The 14,685-nt window shown below is 72.4% G+C and carries 12 protein-coding genes, 1 other RNA gene and 1 pseudogene; 11 read left to right on the top strand and 3 right to left on the bottom strand.

Going from position 1 to position 14,685, the window contains the following annotated elements; all coding sequences use genetic code 11:
* A partial coding sequence (locus tag ACJA3G_RS13535; RefSeq protein WP_406553195.1) for an FHA domain-containing protein occupies positions 1 to 926 on the bottom strand: 926 nt, incomplete at its 3' end.
* Between the two features lie 407 nt (positions 927 to 1,333).
* Between ACJA3G_RS13535 and ACJA3G_RS13530 the strand changes: the two genes are divergently transcribed.
* The 4 genes from ACJA3G_RS13530 to ACJA3G_RS13515 all read left to right on the top strand — a co-directional run bounded on the left by ACJA3G_RS13530 (position 1,334) and on the right by ACJA3G_RS13515 (position 7,002).
* Complete coding sequence (locus tag ACJA3G_RS13530; RefSeq protein WP_406553194.1) at positions 1,334 to 3,052, top strand: protein kinase domain-containing protein; 1,719 nt, start codon at positions 1,334 to 1,336, stop codon at positions 3,050 to 3,052.
* A 249-nt stretch (positions 3,053 to 3,301) separates the two neighbouring features.
* Entirely contained in the window at positions 3,302 to 4,528 is a 1,227-nt protein-coding gene (locus ACJA3G_RS13525) for a serine/threonine-protein kinase (RefSeq protein WP_406553193.1), read from the top strand.
* Positions 4,529 to 4,597: 69 nt separating this feature from the next.
* Positions 4,598 to 5,701, top strand: coding sequence for a peptide chain release factor 2 (gene prfB, locus ACJA3G_RS13520; protein ID WP_406553192.1), 1,104 nt, complete (start codon positions 4,598 to 4,600; stop codon positions 5,699 to 5,701).
* A gap of 281 nt (positions 5,702 to 5,982) precedes the next feature.
* On the top strand, positions 5,983 to 7,002 hold the full coding sequence (locus ACJA3G_RS13515) for a hypothetical protein (RefSeq protein ID WP_406553191.1): 1,020 nt from the start codon (positions 5,983 to 5,985) through the stop codon (positions 7,000 to 7,002).
* A 135-nt stretch (positions 7,003 to 7,137) separates the two neighbouring features.
* Here the strand turns inward: ACJA3G_RS13515 and ACJA3G_RS13510 are convergent, their stop codons facing one another.
* Positions 7,138 to 7,329 (bottom strand): hypothetical protein, encoded by a 192-nt coding sequence (locus ACJA3G_RS13510; RefSeq protein ID WP_406553190.1) that lies wholly within the window; start codon positions 7,327 to 7,329, stop codon positions 7,138 to 7,140.
* 269 nt (positions 7,330 to 7,598) lie between these two features.
* On the opposite strand from ACJA3G_RS13510, the gene ftsE reads away from it, so the two are divergent.
* The 5 genes from ftsE to ssrA all read left to right on the top strand — a co-directional run bounded on the left by ftsE (position 7,599) and on the right by ssrA (position 11,494).
* Entirely contained in the window at positions 7,599 to 8,288 is a 690-nt protein-coding gene (ftsE, locus tag ACJA3G_RS13505) for a cell division ATP-binding protein FtsE (RefSeq protein ID WP_361381581.1), read from the top strand.
* A 57-nt stretch (positions 8,289 to 8,345) separates the two neighbouring features.
* Positions 8,346 to 9,263: a permease-like cell division protein FtsX gene (gene ftsX, locus ACJA3G_RS13500; protein WP_358833508.1), complete on the top strand. Its 918-nt coding sequence runs from the start codon at positions 8,346 to 8,348 to the stop codon at positions 9,261 to 9,263.
* Between the two features lie 89 nt (positions 9,264 to 9,352).
* Positions 9,353 to 10,525, top strand: coding sequence for a S41 family peptidase (locus tag ACJA3G_RS13495; protein WP_406553189.1), 1,173 nt, complete (start codon positions 9,353 to 9,355; stop codon positions 10,523 to 10,525).
* Between the two features lie 18 nt (positions 10,526 to 10,543).
* On the top strand, positions 10,544 to 11,041 hold the full coding sequence (gene smpB, locus ACJA3G_RS13490) for an SsrA-binding protein SmpB (RefSeq protein WP_358833510.1): 498 nt from the start codon (positions 10,544 to 10,546) through the stop codon (positions 11,039 to 11,041).
* An 83-nt stretch (positions 11,042 to 11,124) separates the two neighbouring features.
* Positions 11,125 to 11,494, top strand: a transfer-messenger RNA (tmRNA) gene (gene ssrA / locus ACJA3G_RS13485).
* A gap of 76 nt (positions 11,495 to 11,570) precedes the next feature.
* Here ssrA and ACJA3G_RS13480 read toward each other — a convergent pair.
* The gene (locus tag ACJA3G_RS13480; RefSeq protein ID WP_406553188.1) at positions 11,571 to 12,860 is read right to left on the bottom strand and encodes an MFS transporter; all 1,290 of its coding nucleotides are present in this window, start codon (positions 12,858 to 12,860) and stop codon (positions 11,571 to 11,573) included.
* Positions 12,861 to 12,958: 98 nt separating this feature from the next.
* Here ACJA3G_RS13480 and ACJA3G_RS13475 point away from each other — a divergent pair, with 98 nt between their 5' ends.
* Together ACJA3G_RS13475 and ACJA3G_RS13470 are read left to right on the top strand one after the other, a co-directional pair.
* Positions 12,959 to 13,918 (top strand): LysR family transcriptional regulator, encoded by a 960-nt coding sequence (locus ACJA3G_RS13475; protein ID WP_406553187.1) that lies wholly within the window; start codon positions 12,959 to 12,961, stop codon positions 13,916 to 13,918.
* 283 nt (positions 13,919 to 14,201) lie between these two features.
* Positions 14,202 to 14,685 (top strand): annotated as a pseudogene (locus tag ACJA3G_RS13470) (hypothetical protein); the annotation flags it as partial.

The raw sequence follows: 14,685 nt of genomic DNA, 5'->3' as shown, positions 1-14,685 counted from the left end.
ACCCCGGACGCACCGCCATACGTACCGAAGCCGCCCTCCGTACGCCCCTGCCCCGGTTCCCTGAAAGTCTCGTCGGCGCCCCGCGCATGCGGCAGCCCATTGCTCTCCACGGGGGCGGCGGGGCCGTGGCCGTTCGGCACGGGCGCGCTTCCCGTGCCGTGGGTCGTCGGGCCGGGCACGGCGGGGCCCGGCTCGCTCGACGCGCGCGGGGACGGCACCCTGGCGGCGGAACCCGGGTCGGGCGCGGCCTGGGCGGGCTCCGGCGAGGCCAGCGGGGTCACCCGGATGTGGCCCTCCCCGTCCGGCGTCGTGGGCAGCGGCTGCGGGGACGGCGCCCCGGTGCTCAGCCGCAGCGCGGACTCCCCGAGGCGCAGCAGCGCGCCCACCGGCAGCCGCACCGGGTGCTGGCCGACCGGGGCGCCGTCCACGCGGGTGCCGTTCGTCGAGCCCAGGTCGGCCACCGAGACCCGGCCGCCCTCGCCGACGGTGACCGCGCAGTGCAGCCGGGAGACGTCCGGGTCGTCCAGCGGGACGTCCGCGTCCGCCGAGCGGCCGACGCGGATCTGGCCGCCGTGCAGCAGGTGGACACCGCCCGCGTCCGGCCCGGCCACCACGCACAGGCGCGCCCGGACCGCCTCCTCGTGCTCCTCGTAGGCGTACGTCGAGGAGTCGGCGGGGGCGGAGAGGGACAGCACGGCGCCGTCCACCAGGGGCGGTTCCCCCAGGACGCGGCGCTGGGGGTCGAGCCGCTCGCGGCCCGCGTAGAGCACGACCGTGCTCGACACCTCGGAGCCGGACACGGCCGTGGCGAGGCCCGAGGCGACGGCCGCGAGGGCGGTCCCGGCGGGGGCGGTCACGAGCACGTCGCAGGCGCGCGCCGCAGCGTGGCCGCTGCGCGGCGCGAGGACGGTCAGCCGGATCTGCATCGCCTCGGCGGTCCCTTCTGCGCGGGGGTGCCGGGCACGGAGGGAAAGGCCCTTGTGATTCCCCCCACCAGGCACACATGTCGTGCTGAGGGCATCCTCGCACCTGCCACTGACAACACGCCCGCCACCCACCTCCAAGTGATCTTGAATGATCGGCTCTCGACGCAAATGTGGCCGCAAAGTGGCCGGTTGCGCACCCCGGTGGAATCGTTCGCCCCACTTCGGCACGGTCGTTCGGCAACCTTCCGTACGACGTCGGCGTCTTCCCTTCGAACAGCGGGAGCGTGCGGGCGGGCGCCGCCACGGCCGCCGCCGAGGCCGTGGTGACAGCCGTCGGCACTACAGTGGGCGGCTCGGGGGACACCCGAGGAGACCCGGATCAGCCAGACCAGCAGGGAGCGCATGACGTGCGGCCGGTAGGCAGCAAGTACTTGCTCGAGGAGCCGCTCGGACGCGGTGCCACGGGCACCGTCTGGCGCGCCCGCCAGCGTGAGGCGGCGGGCGCCGAGGCGGCCGTGGCCGGCCAGCCCGGCGAGACCGTCGCGATCAAGGTCCTGAAGGAGGAGCTCGCCAACGACGCCGACGTCGTGATGCGGTTCCTGCGCGAGCGGTCGGTGCTGCTGCGCCTGACGCACCCCAACATCGTGCGCACCCGCGACCTCGTCGTCGAGGGCGATCTGCTCGCCCTGGTCATGGACCTGGTCGACGGGCCCGACCTGCACCGCTATCTGCGCGAGAACGGGCCCTTCACGCCGGTCGCCGCGTCCCTGCTCACCGCCCAGATCGCGGACGCGCTCGCCGCGAGCCACGCCGACGGCGTGGTCCACCGCGACCTGAAGCCCGCCAACGTCCTGCTCGACGAGCGCGACGGCGCCATGCACCCGATGCTCACCGACTTCGGCATCGCGCGCCTCGCGGACTCCCCGGGCCTGACCCGTACGCACGAGTTCGTGGGCACGCCCGCGTATGTGGCGCCGGAGTCCGCCGAGGGCCGCCCGCAGACCTCCGCCGTCGATGTCTACGGCGCCGGAATCCTGATGTACGAGCTGGTCACCGGGCGTCCGCCGTTCGCCGGGGGCACGGCTCTTGAGGTGCTGCACCGGCATCTGAGCGAAGAGGCGCGCCGCCCCACCACCGTGCCCGCCCCGCTGTGGACGGTCATCGAGCGCTGTCTGCGCAAGAACCCGGACGAGCGGCCGAGCGCGGAGAACCTCGCGCGCGCCCTGCGCGTGGTGGCCGACGGCATCGGGGTGCACTCCACCCCGGCCCAGGTCGAGGCGGCCGACGGCGTCGGTGTGCTGCTCGCCCCCGACCCGGCGCCCGCGCCCGTCCCCGGGACGCCCGGCGCGGCCGACCCGACCCAGGTGCTGCCCACCAACGCGGGCTCGTACGACCCGAATGCCGCCACCTCGTACCTGCCGAACACCTCCGGAGCCGCGGACCCGACCGCCGTCCTGCCGGGCCGGGGCGCGCCCGACCCGACGGCCGTGCTGCCGCCGGTGGGGCAGGGCCAGAACCAGTTCGGCCCCCAGGGCGGCCCCGACCGTCCCGAGGAGCCGCACCCCTGGCAGTCCCAGCTCCAGGCGGCCCGCGACCGCAACGAGCAGACGCAGGTGCAGTACCTGGACCCGGAGCAGGACCCGCTGCGCCGCCGCCCGCACCGCCAGGCACAGCAGCCCCAGCAGCGTCCCCAGCAGCAGCACCCCCAGCAGTACGCACCGCAGCAGCAGCCCCAGCAGTACCGGCAGCCGCAGCAGCACCAGCCGCAGCAGCATCAGCCGTACGCGCAGCCCCCGCAGCACCAGCAGTACGCGCCGCCGCCCCAGCACCAGCAGCGCCAGCAGTACGCGCCGCCGCAGGCGCCCCAGCAGCCGCAGGCACCCGCGCCGCGCGAGCCCCGTGAGCCGCGCCGGCGCACCGCCAACCCCATGCGGATCCCGGGTCTCGGCTGCCTCAAGGGCTGTCTGTTCACCCTGGTCCTGCTGTTCGTGGCGGGCTGGCTGGTCTGGGAGCTCACCCCGCTCCAGGACTGGGTGGCGGAGGGCAAGAGCTACTGGCAGGCGATCGGCGACGCCATCTCCAAGGTGTCGGGCTGGATCGGCGACCTGGGCTCCAGCGCCAAGTAGGGGGAACGCGAGCGCCGGCCCCGGCGGGACGCAAACGCCCGCCGGGCGGAACAGAGGCGCCGAGCGAGCGGAAACACGAGGGCGGACCGGCCCGGGGAATCCCGTACCGGTCCGCCCTCTTCGCACCCCCGGAACCGCCGACTTCGTAGATTTGTCGACTTCCCAGGGGTGATTTCCCGCTCGGAAGTGAAGGTTGGCGTCCGGGCCGCGTAGCCTCGGCGTGCACAGCCAGCCGCTGAGGGAGCAGTCTTGGCACGGAATATCGGCAGCCGGTACACCGCCCACCAGATCCTGGGGCGGGGCAGCGCCGGCACGGTGTGGCTCGGCGAGGGCCCGGACGGGCCCGTCGCCATCAAGCTGCTGCGCGAGGACCTCGCCGCCGACCAGGAGCTGGTCGGCCGCTTCGTCCAGGAGCGCACCGCACTGCTCGGCCTCGACCATCCGAACGTCGTGGGCGTACGCGACCTGGTCGTCGACGGCAACGACCTCGCCCTGGTCATGGACCTGGTCCGGGGTACGGACGTACGCACCCGGCTCGACCGGGAGCGCCGGCTCGCGCCCGAGGCGGCGGTGGCCATCGTCGCGGACGTGGCCGACGGCCTGGCCGCCGCGCACGCGGCCGGGATCGTGCACCGCGACGTCAAGCCCGAGAACATCCTTCTGGACATGCAGGGGCCGCTCGGCCCCGGCGGCGCGCACCCCGCGCTCCTCACCGACTTCGGTGTGGCGAAGCTGATCGACACCCCGCGCCGCACCAAGGCCACCCGCATCATCGGCACGCCCGACTACCTCGCCCCCGAGATCGTCGAGGGCCTGCCGCCGAGGGCGGCCGTCGACATCTACGCCCTGGCGACCGTCCTGTACGAGCTCCTGGCGGGCTTCACCCCCTTCGGCGGCGGCCACCCCGGCGCCGTCCTGCGCCGCCACGTCACCGAGACCGTGGTGCCGCTGCCCGGCATCCCGGACGAGCTGTGGCAGCTGATGGTCCAGTGCCTGGCCAAGGCCCCGGCCTCCCGGCTGCGCGCCTCCGAGCTCTCCGCCCGGCTGCGCGAGCTGCTGCCGCTGGTGGCGGGGATGCCGCCGCTGGACGTGGACGAGCCGGACTCCGAGGAGCCCGAGGAGCCGGTGTACGAGGAGCCCGCGGCCCCCTCCGGCAGGCCCCGCCGGGGCGCGGTGCCGCTGGTCCCGGGCGCCCCGCTGGACTCCAGCCGCGACACCCACACCAGCATGCGCGTCCCCGGCCCCGACGAACTGGCCGGCGGCCCCCTCGGCACCGCCCGCGCCCCGCGCCCGGCGGGCACCCCGCGCCCGGGCTCGGCCCGGCACCGGGCGGACCAGCTGCGCCGCCGGCGGCTGATCCTGGGCGCCTCCGCGGTGGTGCTGACGGCCGCGGTGGCCGTCGGCGGCTGGCTCGCCGCCTCGGGCGGCGACGACAAGCCCCCGCAGGACTCCAAGCACTCGGCTCCGGCCCCGTAGCGCCGGGCCCGTCGGCCCGTGGCACGGCGCGGGGGAAACGTCCTTGCGCACAGCCGTTACGCTGGACCCGTGGCAGTCGTCGATGTATCCGAAGAGCTGAAGTCCCTCTCCTCGACCATGGGGTCGATCGAGGCCGTCCTGGACCTCGACAAGCTGAGGGCAGACATTGCCGTGCTTGAGGAGCAGGCCGCCGCGCCGTCCCTGTGGGACGACCCGGAGGCCGCCCAGAAGATCACGAGCAAGCTTTCGCACCTCCAGGCCGAGGTCCGCAAGACCGAGACGCTGCGCGGCCGGATCGACGACCTCAGCGTGCTCTTCGAGCTCGCCGAGGAGATGGACGACGCGGACACCCTCGCGGAGGCGGAGGCCGAGCTGGTCTCGGTGCGCAAGGCGCTGGACGAGATGGAGGTCAGGACGCTCCTGTCCGGCGAGTACGCCGAGCGCGAGGCCCTGGTCAACATCCGCGCCGAGGCCGGCGGCGTCGACGCCTCGGACTTCGCCGAGCGCCTCCAGCGCATGTACCTGCGCTGGGCCGAGCGCCACGGCTACTCGACCGAGGTCTACGAGACGTCGTACGCGGAGGAGGCCGGCATCAAGTCGACCACCTTCGTGGTGAAGGCGCCGTACGCGTACGGCACGCTCTCCGTCGAGCAGGGCACCCACCGCCTGGTGCGGATCTCGCCCTTCGACAACCAGGGCCGCCGCCAGACCTCGTTCGCGGGCGTCGAGGTGCTGCCGGTCGTCGAGTCCAGCGACCACGTCGAGATCGACGAGGGCGAGCTGCGCATCGACGTGTACCGCGCCTCGGGCCCCGGCGGCCAGGGCGTCAACACGACCGACTCCGCGGTCCGCATCACGCACCTGCCGACCGGCATCGTCGTCTCCTGCCAGAACGAGCGCTCGCAGATCCAGAACAAGGCCAGCGCCATGAACGTCCTCCAGGCCAAGCTCCTTGAGCGCCGCCGCCAGGAGGAGCAGGCCAGGATGGACGCCCTCAAGGACGGCGGCAGCTCCTGGGGCAACCAGATGCGCTCGTACGTCCTGCACCCGTACCAGATGGTCAAGGACCTGCGCACCGAGTTCGAGGTCGGCAATCCGCAGGCCGTTCTCGACGGCGAGATCGACGGATTCCTCGAAGCGGGAATTCGCTGGCGCAAGCAGCAGGAGAAGTAATCGACCGCCTTTTCGGGGCTTTGTCGACAAGGGAACTGCCGTTCACTGAGCGGCAGTTCCCTTTTTACGTCACAGTCGCAACTCCGTACGACGGGCAAGTCACGCTATTTAGGGCATTCCGTACGCAACGGCCTTGACGCCATTCTCGGAAGTGCGGAAGGGTGACGCGCGGCATGCGTATTTCCGGGGCGCGTGTGACGGGGGCGACGGACATCGGAGCCCCCGGTCCCGCGGCCCCCGCGCTGCTCCATGACGATTGAGCTACTGGGGGTAGCAGGCAGATGACAAACATGACGCGGGTCCGCGTTGCACGGATAGCCGCGGGCGCGGTGATCGCGGCGGGCGCGTCCCTGACCGCCGCGGGGGCGGCCCAGGCCGTCGGTGTCGACGTCAACATCGGCGGCATCAGCGCCAAGGCCGAGGCCGACAAGAGCGGTGTGGACGTCGGCCTCGGCGTCCAGGGCGAGTCCGAGGGCACCACCGGCACGGTGGGTGGCATCGGCGGCGCCGACACGGGTAATCCCTCCACCGGCGGTTCGTCCTCCACGGGCGGCTCCTCGACCACCGGCGACACCACGTCCACGGGCGGCTCGTCCGCCACGGGCGGTTCCTCGTCCACGGGCGGTACGTCGTCCACGGGCGGCACCTCGTCCACCGGCGGCACCTCGTCCACCGGTGGCATCGGCGGCGCCGACATCGGCGGCTCGTCCGGCTCCACCTCGTCGACCGGCGGCAGCTCGTCCACGGGCGGCTCGTCCGCCACCGGCGGTTCCTCCTCCACCGGCGGTTCCTCCTCTACGGGCGGCTCGACCACCACCTCGGGCGGTTCCTCGTCCACCGGTGGCAGCTCCTCCACGGGTGGCAGCAGCACCACGGGTGGCTCCTCCGCCACGGGCGGCAGCTCGTCCACCGGTGGTTCCTCCACCACGGGCGGCTCGTCCTCCACGGGCGGCAGCAGCACCACGGGTGGCTCCTCCGCCACCGGCGGCAGCTCCACCGGCGGCTCGTCCGCCACGGGCGGCTCCACCGGCGGCTCCTCCGCCACCGGCGGTTCCAGCAGCGCCGGTGGCAGCACCGGCGGCACCTGCACCGTCTCCCTCGACGGGGCCAGCTGCCCGGACAACACCACCCCGGACAGCGGTGGCTCCAAGCCGGTCGAGCAGGGCAAGCCGAAGGAGGAGCTCGCCGAGACCGGTGCGGGCGAGACCACGTTCCTGCTGCTCGGTGCCGCGACGATGATCGCCGGCGGCGTCGGCTTCCGTTTCATGCCGCGTCTGGTCGGCGGCCGTAACGTCGCCTAGGCGTCACGCACGGTAGTCGTCACATAGAACGACAGTGGGGCCCGGGGTGCACATCGCACCCCGGGCCCCACTGCGTAAAGCCGTAAAACCGTGAGCCGTAAAGCCTTCAAAGCTGTGGAGCTCCGGGCCGTGGCGTCACACGGTCTGGTGGGCCAGCAGCGCCAACGCGGCCACCAGCACCACGAGCAGCGTCACCAGTGCGGCCGGGCTCAGGCCGCCCCAGGGGCCCTCCTGCTGGAGCCGCGCGCGGTTGGCCCGGCACACGGGGCAACGGCCCTCGCTGACCGGCGCCGCGCAGTTCGCGCACACCAAGCGGTCGTAGGTCATGCGCTTTCCTCCTCCCGCGCGGCGGAGCCGCTGTAGGCACCTACTGCTCCGCACAACGCTCAGGGAAACGCAACCGTTCCCCCTACCACTGTGCCAGCTCGCGCGCGTTTCGGCGCGCCCCGCCGGATTCTGCCCCCGTGAGGGGGTCCGGAGGCCGCCGTCAACGGGACATAAGGCGCATCCCCGGAACATCCCCGAACGGTGCCTGCACGGCCAAGGCCGGTTCGCGTAGTGTCACGCACACCTATTCCCGGCGACCGTGGTGCACCGTGATCCGATTCGACAACGTCTCCAAGACATATCCCAAGCAGAGCCACCCCGCTCTGCGGGACGTCTCCCTCGACATCGAGAAGGGCGAGTTCGTCTTCCTCGTCGGTTCTTCCGGCTCCGGAAAGTCGACCTTCCTTCGACTCGTCCTGCGCGAGGAGCGCGCCAGCCAGGGGCAGGTGCACGTCCTCGGCAAGGACCTGGCCCGGCTCTCCAACTGGAAGGTGCCGCACATGCGGCGCCAGCTCGGGACCGTCTTCCAGGACTTCCGCCTCCTCCCCAACAAGACCGTGGCCGAGAACGTCGCCTTCGCCCAGGAGGTCATCGGCAAGCCGCGCGGGGAGATCAGGAAGGCCGTGCCCCAGGTGCTCGACCTGGTCGGACTCGGCGGCAAGGAGGACCGGCGCCCCGGTGAGCTCTCCGGCGGTGAGCAGCAGCGCGTCGCCATCGCGCGGGCCTTCGTCAACCGGCCGATGCTGCTGATCGCGGACGAGCCGACCGGCAACCTCGACCCGCAGACCTCCGTGGGCATCATGAAGCTCCTGGACCGGATCAACCGGACCGGGACGACCGTCATCATGGCGACCCACGACCAGAACATCGTCGACCAGATGCGCAAGCGTGTTATCGAGCTCGAAAAGGGCCGTCTCGTGCGTGACCAGGCGCGCGGCGTCTACGGCTACCAGCACTGATGCGCTGAGCATCGAGCTCGGAAGCACGACCAGCACGGAAAGGCCCAACCAGTCGCCATGCGCGCGCAGTTCGTACTCTCGGAGATCGGCGTCGGTCTCCGCCGCAACCTGACCATGACGTTCGCCGTCATCGTCTCCGTGGCCCTGTCCCTGGCCCTGTTCGGCGGTTCGCTGCTGATGCGGGACCAGGTCAACAACATGAAGGGCTACTGGTACGACAAGGTCAACGTCTCGATCTTCCTCTGCAACAAGGCCGACGCCGAGTCCGTCGCCAAGTGCTCCAAGGGCGCCGTCACCGCCCAGCAGAAGAAGGACATCGAGGCCGACCTGAAGAAGCTGGACATCGTCGAGACCGTCACGTACGAGTCCGCGGACCAGGCGTTCAAGCACTACAAGGAGCAGTTCGGCGACTCGCCGATGGCCGGCTCGATCACGCCGGACCAGATGCAGGAGTCGTTCCGGGTCAAGCTCAAGGACCCGGAGAAGTTCAAGGTGGTCGCCACCGCCTTCGCCGGGCGCGACGGTGTGCAGTCCGTCCAGGACCAGAAGGGCATCCTGGAGAACCTGTTCAGCCTGCTCGGCGGGATGAACGTGGCCGCGGTCCTGGTCATGGCGGTGATGCTGGTCGTGGCGCTGATGCTGATCGTCAACACGGTCCGTGTCTCGGCGTTCAGCCGACGGCGTGAGACGGGCATCATGCGCCTGGTCGGCGCTTCGAGCTTCTACATCCAGGCGCCGTTCATCATGGAGGCCGCCTTCGCCGGGGTGCTCGGCGGCATCGCCGCCTCCGGGATGCTGATCGTCGGCCGCTACTTCATGATCGACCACGGTCTCGACCTGTCGCACAAGCTGAATCTGATCAACTTCATCGGCTGGGACGCGGTCCTCGCCAAGCTGCCGCTGGTGCTCGCCGCGAGTGTGCTGATGCCCTCGCTGGCCGCGTTCTTCGCGCTGCGCAAGTACCTGAAGGTGTGACGCGGGTTCGTCGGAGTGTGAGATGCGCCCCGGGCGCCGTGGGAGCAACAGCCCCTGCGGCGCCCTCGCGTTGTCCTAGACTCGACGCCATGTCAGGTCCGGACAGCTGTCCCAGGTCCCGCGGAGTGCGCCGCGGGGCGACTCTGACCTTGGTCTTCGTCTCGGTCCTGGCGACCGCCGCGGTGACCGGCTCGCTGCCGCGGGCCGAGGAGCGCCCCACCCCGCTGCACGCCCTGCCCGCCTCCGCCGTCGAGCCCCGCGACCGCGCCGCCGACGTGGCCCGGGCCGCCGCCCAGGCGGTGGCCGACGGCAAGTCCGGCACGGAGGCGGCGGCCGAGGCCGTCAGCCGCAGCGGCGACCGCTGGGGCGCGGTGTACGACCAGAGCGCGTACGAGCAGTTCGAGAACGCCCTCGACGGCCGCTACACCGGCGTCGGTCTGTGGGCGAGGCGCACCGCCGACGGTCGCGTCGAGGTGACCCGCCTCCAGCCGGGCGGCCCGGCGGCCCGCGCCGGGATCAGGGCGGGCGACCGGCTCCGTACGATCGACGGCCGCGCGCTCGACGCGCTGCCGGTCACCGAGGTCGTCGCCCTGCTGCGCGGCGACCGCGCGTCCGCCGGCAGCCGGGTCGTGCTCGGCCTCGACCGGGCCGGGCGGACCTGGACGGAGTCGCTGCGCAGGGCCGAGCTCACCACCGAGACCGTGACGGTGAGCGCGCTGCCGGGCGGCGATGTGATGATCAAGGTGGCGGCCTTCACCAAGGGCTCCGGCGAGCGGGTGCGCAGGGCGGTCCGCGCGGTCCCCGACGGCGCCGGCGTCCTCCTCGACCTGCGGGGCAACACCGGCGGCCTGGTCACCGAGGCCGCCTCGGCGGCCTCCGCCTTCCTCGACGGCGGTCTGGTCGCCACGTACGACGTGCACGGCCGCCAGCGCGCGCTCTACGCGGACCGGGCCGGCGCCGCCGCCCGCCCGCTGGTCGTCCTGGTCGACAGCGGCACCATGAGCGCGGCCGAGCTGCTGACCGGCGCCCTCCAGGACCGGGGCCGGGCCGTCACGGTCGGCTCCCGCACCTTCGGCAAGGGCTCGGTCCAGATGCCGACCGAGCTGCCGGACGGCTCGGTGGCCGAGCTGACCGTCGGCCACTACCGCACCCCGGCCGGCCACGCGGTCGACGGGAAGGGCATCACCCCGGACGTACCGGTCACCGAGCGGGCCCAGGAGCGGGCCGAGGCGGTATTGAGTGGCCTCGGGGGGCGGTCGTAGTGCGAAAATGGCCGCACTATGGCTAAGGCAAAAGAGAAGGACAAGGGCAACGGGCGCAAGCTCGTCGCGCAGAACAAGAAGGCGCGGCACGACTACCTCATCATCGACACCTACGAGTGCGGTCTCGTGCTCACCGGCACCGAGGTGAAGTCGCTGCGCCAGGGGCGGGCGTCGCTGGTCGACGGGTTCGTCCAGATCGACCAGGGCGAGGCCTGGCTGCACAACGTCCATGTGCCGGAGTACGCCCAGGGCACCTGGACCAACCACAGCGCGCGGCGCAAGCGGAAGCTGCTGCTGCACCGTGCCGAGATCGACAAGCTGGCGAGCAAGTCGCAGGAGTCGGGTCACACGATCGTGCCCCTCGTCCTGTACTTCAAGGAGGGCCGGGCGAAGATCGAGATCGCGCTGGCGAAGGGCAAGAAGGAGTACGACAAGCGCCAGACGCTGCGGGAGAAGCAGGACACCCGGGAGACCAACCGCGCCGTCGCGGCGGCCCGGCGGCGGCAGCGGGCGTAAATGTCCTGGCGAGCCACGGTCCGCGTCGCGTACCATGGCATCAGCGCCGCCCCCCGGGGCGGAGCACCTTGTAAACAAAACATGGGGATGATCGGTTTCGACAGCGGATGTCGGAGCAGGGGAAGCGTGTCGAGGAAGCGGCAATGATCTCGTTAACCATATGTCGCAACCAATAATCGCCAACACCAAGCGCGATTCCTTCGCCCTCGCTGCCTAAGTAGCGACTTGCGAAGTGTCAGCCCGGGGGTGATCCCGACCCGGATCCTGGCATCATCAAGGGATCTAAACTTCTGAGCCCGGCCACGGGACCCAGAAGGAAATCAAACAGTGGCTGAGCCCGTCGGAGACTTGTTCGCGTGATCTCCGGGGCCGAGAAAAGCGCAGCGAACTGCACACGGAGAAGCCCTGATTCAGCACCGTTGGACGCGGGTTCGATTCCCGCCATCTCCACTTTCCCATGTTGAGGCGAAGGCCCGGCCGCGTTGAGCGGCCGGGCCTTCGTCGTTGTCCGGTACGGACCGCCCCGCCCTCAGCGCCGCCGCGCCGGGCCCGCCGCGCACGCCACCAGCGCGAGAGCCGCCGCGCAGACCGGGGCGAGGTACGCCGTCGTGTTCGGGGCGTGGTCGGTCAGCCAGCCGCCCGTGGCCGAGCCGGCCGCGATACCGCCCAGGATCGCGGTGACCGCGAGGGTCATCCCCTCGTTCAGCCGGCCCTCGGGGGTGAGCCGCTGGACCAGGGTCATCCCGGTGACCATGGTCGGCGCGGTCGCCGCCCCCGCCAGCAGGAGCGCGCCGGCCAGCACCGCCAGCGAACCGGTGGTCGCCGCCAGGAGCGGCAGGCACATCAGGGCCGTCATCGCGCCCACGCACACCAGCAGCCGCCGGGCCACCGAACGCGCGGGCCGCACCGAGCCGTAGACCAGCCCGGCCGCCCCCGACCCGGCCGCCTGCAGGGCGAGCACCGCCCCGCCCGAGGGGCCGTGGCCGAGCCCCGACGCGTACGCYAGGGTCACCACCTCCATCGAGCCGAACACCGCGCCCGTGGCGAGGAAGACGCCGAGCAGCGGGGCGAGGCCGGGGGAGCGCAGCGGGGAGCGGGCGGCGGCGGTGCGCGGGGCCACCGGCGGTTCCGTGGCGCGCTGGGCCGAGAAGATCAGCACGCCCGTCATCAGGAGCACCGCGCCGGCCAGCGACCCCGCCTCCGGGAACAGGGCCGTGCACAGGAACGCGGCGGCCACCGGGCCGAGCATGAAGCACAGCTCGTCCACGGCCTGTTCGAAGGAGTTGGCGGTGTGCAGCGCCGCCGGGTCGCCGCGCAGGACGTGCGCCCAGCGCGCCCGGGACATCCCGCCCGTGTTCGGGGTGGTGGCGGTCGCGGCGTAGGAGGCGAAGAGCGTCCAGTCGGGCGCGCCGAGGCGGACGCAGAGCAGCAGCGCCAGCGAGCCGAGCACCGCGACCGCGGTGGCGGGCACGGCGATACGGGCCTGGCCGTGGCGGTCGACCAGCCGGGCCGTCCACGGCGCGACCAGGGCGGTCGCGGCCAGACCGGTGGCGGTGACGGCCCCGGCGAGGGCGTACGAGCCGCGCGCCCCGGCGATCATGATCACGGCGCTCACGCTGAACATGCCCATGGGGAGCCGGGCGATGAGGTTGCCCAGGGTGAAGGCGCGGGCGCCGGGGACGGTGAAGAGGCTGCGGTAGGGGCCGGTCCGGGCGGCCTTCCGGGGCACCGTGCGGCGGTGCCCGCGGGGAGCGCGCTCGTACGGAGCGGGCCCGGCGAGCACCAGGGTCGAACCCGAGACGGTCATGATCTGCGGCATGCCCCGAGCCTCCCCGGACCGGGGCGCGGGCGTCCAACACCTGATCAGAGGCCATTGACGCACTTCCGTTGTCAACGGCCCTGCGGTTGACTGCCGTCGTGACCCAGGACATCGACCCCCGGCTGCTGCGCGCGTTCACCGCCGTCGCCGAAGAGCTGCACTTCACCCGGGCCGCCGCCCGGCTCTTCGTCGCCCAGCAGGCGCTCAGCCGGGATGTGCGGCGGCTCGAACGCGACCTGGGCGCCGAGCTGTTCGTGCGGACCACGCGCGCGGTGGAGCTCACCGCCGACGGCGAGCGGCTGCTGCCGTACGCGCGACGGGTGCTCGCCGCCCACGACGAACTGCGGGCGGCCTGGGCGACGGAGGCCCGGCCGCTGCTCGTCGACATCAGCGCCCCCGTCGGCACCGGCCACCGGGTGCTCGTGCGGGCCCGGGAGGCGGCGCCGGGGCAGGAGTTCGTGGCGCGTTATCTCAGCGGGCTCACCGGGGCCGCGGCCGACATCCTCGCCGGGCGCCTCGACGTCTCCTTCGGCCGGGTCGCCGGACTCGGCCCCTCGGTGCTCGCGGGCCTGTCGCACCAGCCGGTCCGGTACGAGCGGATGGCGGTGCTGCTGCCCGAGGGCCACCGCCTCGCGGCGTCGGCGGAGGTGCCCGTGGACGCGCTCGCGGGGGAGACGCTCTATGCGGGGGCGGGCAATCCGGCCACCGCCGAATGGACGGATCTGGCCATGCGTCTCTTCACCGGGCGGGGTACGGAACTGGCCGCTCCGTTCCCGGAGATCTCCGGGAAGGAGGAGTTCGCCCGGGTGGTGCTGGCACGCGGCTGGTCGGTACTGGTCAGCACGGATTTCCTGGAGATACCGGGGATGGTGCTCCGGCCGCTGACCGCTCCCGTACCGCTGTCACCGGTGTCGCTGGTGTGGCGCAAGGGGCTGAACCACCCGGGCCTGGGAGTTCTGCGGGAGGTCGCCCGGCGGATGGGACAGGCGTCCGGGTGGCTGGATCTGCCCCCCAACAGCTGGCTCCCGGAGGGGGATCTGTCTCTGATGTCCGTGTAATGGCTTTCTGGTGTTCCAGTTGAGGAACAAGACCCGGCACACGAACATGGCTCACAGCCGTGTGCGCTACATTCATTCCCCGGGTGCGGTGTGGTAGTGGGGGTGCGTGGAACGGGTGGGGACCCGATCCGGAACGCAGCGCCCGCTAGAGGAGTGCGCGCAACCCGCGAATCATCCAGTGGGGAAGTGCGTACGCAAAGTGGACAATTGGCGAAAAGATGCCCCCCAGGGGCGATCCCTGAATCCGGTCGAGGAGCCCCGCGGCCCGCTCGACGACTTCACGATGGAACTGAACGTCGCCGGGCGCCTGCCGGGCGACCCGTCGGCGCAGGACCCCGCACGGGCCCGGACACAGAGCCGGCCCCCCTCCGCCCCTGAGGAGCGGACGCGCGTCCAGCCCCGGATCCCGTCCCAGCCGCAGACCCGGATCCAGCCGCCGCAGGCGCAGACCCGGATCCAGCCGCAGGCGTACCCCGAGGCGCACCCGCAGGCGTACCCCCAGGGCCGGCCCGAGCCGCGGGTCCACATCCAGGCCCCGGTCGCGGGCGCCGACCCCGACGGCCCCGTCTTCGTGGACGAGAGCGGCCGTCGCGGCAAGAACCTGCGCCGGCTCGGCTGGGTCTTCGGCCTGGCATGCACCTGCTACGCCGTGATGCTCGTCGGCAGTCTGCTCGGCGGCAGCTCCCGCGCGCCGTGGCTCGGCATACCCGGGCCCGCCGCCAAGGAGAAGAAGACGGAGACCGTCCAGGTCACCCCCGCCCCCACCG

This window comes from Streptomyces sp. YS-3 (assembly GCF_045257485.1).
GTDB lineage: Bacteria > Actinomycetota > Actinomycetes > Streptomycetales > Streptomycetaceae > Streptomyces.
The sequence above is the reverse complement of the archived record's forward strand: the minus strand, read 5'-3'. Positions and strand labels throughout refer to the sequence as shown.

What these genes read in the sequence shown, in the direction of transcription:
- ftsX (WP_358833508.1), top strand. Translation starts at nt 8,346, where the DNA reads ATGCGCGCGCAGTTCGTACTCTCGGAGATCGGCGTCGGTCTCCGCCGC.
- ACJA3G_RS13495 (WP_406553189.1), top strand. Translation starts at nt 9,353, where the DNA reads ATGTCAGGTCCGGACAGCTGTCCCAGGTCCCGCGGAGTGCGCCGCGGG.
- ACJA3G_RS13515 (WP_406553191.1), top strand. Translation starts at nt 5,983, where the DNA reads ATGACAAACATGACGCGGGTCCGCGTTGCACGGATAGCCGCGGGCGCG.
- ACJA3G_RS13510 (WP_406553190.1), bottom strand. Translation starts at nt 7,329, where the DNA reads ATGACCTACGACCGCTTGGTGTGCGCGAACTGCGCGGCGCCGGTCAGC.
- smpB (WP_358833510.1), top strand. Translation starts at nt 10,544, where the DNA reads ATGGCTAAGGCAAAAGAGAAGGACAAGGGCAACGGGCGCAAGCTCGTC.